Genomic DNA, 3,877 nt, shown 5'->3' with positions numbered 1-3,877 from the left:
AGGGTGCTTTTAATATTAATGCTTTTACTTTTGATGATATTGTAGATAGATTGTTAGATAACAATAGTTATACTTTTATAGATAAAGAAATGAAGGAAAGTATTATATCAAAAATTTTAATAGAATTAGAACAAGCAGGAGAAATAGTATACTATAAAGATCTAGTACATACAGAAGGATTTGTAAAAACCATTAGTGGTATAATTGGAGAAATAAAAAGATCTTTGATAAATGATGAATGTTTTAATAATAGAATTCCTAATAGCCTTTTTTATAAAGAAATTGGAATAATTTATTCTAGATATGAAAAATTCTTAGAAGACAATGGATTAATGGATAGAGAAGAAAGTTTTTTTAAGGCCATAGAAACTTTAGAAAAAGATTTAAGTTTTTTTGATAATTTGGATTTTATAATAATAGATAAATTTTTCAGCTACAGGCCACAAGAATTAGTGTTACTTGAAAAAATAGTAAAGGCTCCCATAGATATTTATATAAATATGCCTTTTGAAATGGAAAAAGACTATTTAACAGTAAATCAAACAATTGAATTTTTAAAAAAATTAGATTTTAAAATTGACATAGGGTCAAAAAAGGGAGTAAGAACTTTTAATGACATTGGAAATGAACTAGATATAGAACTCATTAAAACACCTAATAAATATTTAGAGATAAAACGGATTTCCCAGGCAATAAAAGACCTATATAATAGTGGAACAGATTTAAGTGATATAAATTTATTAGTTACTAATCCAAAGGAGTATATGGACACAGTATTCAAAGTTTTTAGGGAGGAGGAAATTCCCTGTTCTTTAAAAGAGGAAGAAATATTAATTAACACTCCTATAGTAAGACAGTTTTTAAACATTGTAGAGTTAAGAGTTAAAAATTATGATAAACAAAGTTTAATTAATAGAATAAAAAGCAATTATTTTGAATTATGCCCAATCTATGAAAGAGATAAAATAGAATTTATATTAAGAAAGTTGAATTTTAAAAATATAGAGGATTTAATGTTTGTAGTAGCAAATAAAAAAGAAAAATATAAAGATTATATTGCAGCAGGAGAAATCGAATGTGAAGATAATTTAGATTTTATGGAAAAACTAGAAAAAATACTAGTAAAAATAAAAGAAGAAACAGAAACTATTCCTATTACTGGTAAAGTAGATGATTTTGTTTTTGCTACGATGAATCTTTTAGAGAGTTACAATATTGTAGAGAATATTATTGATATTTATCATATTACTGATAATTATCAACTACTTCATAGGGATATGGCAAGTTTTACTAAATTAGAAGAAATTATAAAGAAAATAGGAAAAGGAATGCCAATAGTTTATGACAATATGAAAATAGATGAGTTTTATAATACCTTAAATAGATATCTAGAAGAGGAAACAGTAATTAAAACTGAGGCTAATAGAGATGGAGTAAATATTATAACACCTATAACAGCTAGTGGAATGAAGTTTAAAATCTTATTCATCCTTGGATTGGTTCAAGGAAAATACCCAAATATCCAACAAGATACATTTTTTTTCAATGAAAATACCTTTGATAAGTTAAAAAATGTAGGTTTAAGTTTAAAGTCTTATGAAGAAAAATTAGATAATGAAAGTTTAAAATTTCATATAGCGGTAATTAATTGTAAGGAAAAACTGTATTTAAGTTATCCAGAAAACTATTCTAGAAATGAAGAAAATATTCCATCTATATTTTTAGATGAATTATTAAATAGTATAGGATATGATAAAGTAAAACGTACTAATATATCTATGGATTATTTAATAAAAGAAGATATGAATGATATAACGACAATAGATGAATTTTCAAAGCATATTCTATACAAACATTATTTAGGACAGGATTGTAAAGAAGAACTTAGATTACTACAGGATTTAGATAATAAAATAATAGGAGAAATAAAAGAAATAAATCATTGTGAACTAGCTAGAGCAAAAGAAGAATTTAATGAATATAGTGGAGTTATAGGAGATGAAAAAATAAAAGAAGATTTAATGGAGTTACAAAAAGACAAAAAAACTTCTATAACCTTTTTTGAAACCTATGGTAAATGTCCTTATAAATTTTTATTAAGTTATATTTTAAATTTACAAGAGATGGAAAGGTTTCTAGAAGATTTTACCCCTTTAGATAGAGGAAATTTATATCATGAAACTTTAAGACTGTATTATGAAAAATATAAAGAGGATATTGAAAAAGATATTTTAGGTAAAAAAACTTTTATTATAAGTGATACCTTAAAAGAAGTAGAAAGCATAATAATAAGATTAATAAAGAGTCAAGGAATTGAGGAAATAGATAACTTATGGAAAATGCGAATAGAAAATATGGCTACTACAATAGTAAGTTTAGTTAAATCTGATTTAGAAAGACAGAGAAAAGCCAAATACAAACTATTACCAGAAGCCTTTGAGGTAGGGTTTGGACAGAGAGGAGATTTTATAGTACCCTTAGAAGATGAAGGATTAAAACTTATGGGAAAAATAGATAGAATAGACAAAGTTCATGGTACTAATAAATATGTTCTTTATGATTATAAAAGCTCAGTCTATGGAATAAAAAAGGTAAAAGATATATTGGAAGGAGTATCTTTTCAGTTACCTATATATATAATGGCACAAGATAAAATGGATATAACTGCAGCTGGTTATATAAATATTTCTAAGGGTGAAGTAAGTTTTGAATTAGTAAAAGAAGAAGGGAAAAACATAGTAAATAAACGGAGAGGACAAGCTATTTTAAATAGAGAAGATAGAAAAGAACTTATGAATTTAGTAGTTGAATATATACAAGAATATACAAAGAAGATTCAAGAAGGAGATTTTTCCATTAATCCAAAGGAATGTGACCAGTACTGTATTTATAAGGATGTATGTCGGTATGAAGGCAGGTAGGAGGGTTAATTATGGAGTGGAATAAAGGGCAAAAAAGGGCTATTACTACTATAGATAAAAATGTCTCAGTAAATGCGGGGGCAGGTTCAGGAAAAACAAGAGTTTTAGTAGATAGATATATTTATATATTAGAAAAGGGAAATCTAATAAAAGGGAAAGAGATAGAATCTATTGTAGCTATAACATTTACCAAAAAGGCTAGTCAAGAAATGAAAGAAAGAATTAGAGAAAGTATAAGAGAAAGATTTTTGCAAGATAAAAAATGGATAAGACTTTATAAAGATTTAGAAAAAGCCAATATTGGAACCATACATAGTTTTTGCTCTAGAATCCTTAGGGAGAATCCTGTAGAATCTGGTGTGGATCCCTTATTTAGTATAATGGATGAATACGAATCTGATGAACTATTAAAAGAAACGATTAGCGAATGTATAGTAAAGGGTATAGAAAAAGATGAGGATGTTTATAAACTAGTTAAAGAATTGAATTTAGATATGTTAAATAGAATTAATGAAACCTTTATGAATATATATAAAAAAATAAGAAGTGTAGGTATGTCCTTTGATGAGATTAGTGAAATTACATTAAATAATATAGATAATTTTAAAATCGAAGAAAAGCAAATAAATTTTATAAAAAAGAATTTATCCTATTTAATGGATAAAGCAAGGAAGAATTCAAAGCTTTATAAATTAAAAGAGGATCCTATTTGGATTAATTTTTTAAATAATCATGTTTATGATGAAACTATATTGGAAGATTTAAACTATATAGAAGCTAAAATAGGAAATATGAAAGGTGAAGAAGAAAGAATAGAAAAAATAAAAAATGTTATAAACAATGTAATGAAAGTGAAAGAGATAAAATATAAAGATAGTTACAAAGCTTTAATAAAATTACTTGTAATTATAGACGAAAAATTCACAGCTAAAAAGAAAAGAATAGGTTGTTTGGAT

2 protein-coding genes are annotated in these 3,877 nt (G+C 25.3%); both read left to right on the top strand.

Translation table 11 applies throughout. The annotated features are described in order from the left end of the window. Nucleotides 1-2,921: PD-(D/E)XK nuclease family protein (locus tag VK071_02410; GenBank protein HLR34162.1), on the top strand; the 2,921-nt coding region annotated here is incomplete at its 5' end. Between the two features lie 11 nt (nucleotides 2,922-2,932). Further along, on the top strand, nucleotides 2,933-3,877 hold a 945-nt coding region (locus tag VK071_02405; protein ID HLR34161.1), incomplete at its 3' end, for a UvrD-helicase domain-containing protein.

It is taken from the genome of Tissierellales bacterium, from assembly GCA_035301805.1.
Lineage (GTDB): Bacteria > Bacillota > Clostridia > Tissierellales > DATGTQ01 > DATGTQ01.
Note: the sequence above shows the minus strand (reverse complement) of the source record. Positions and strands in the feature narration are given on the sequence as shown.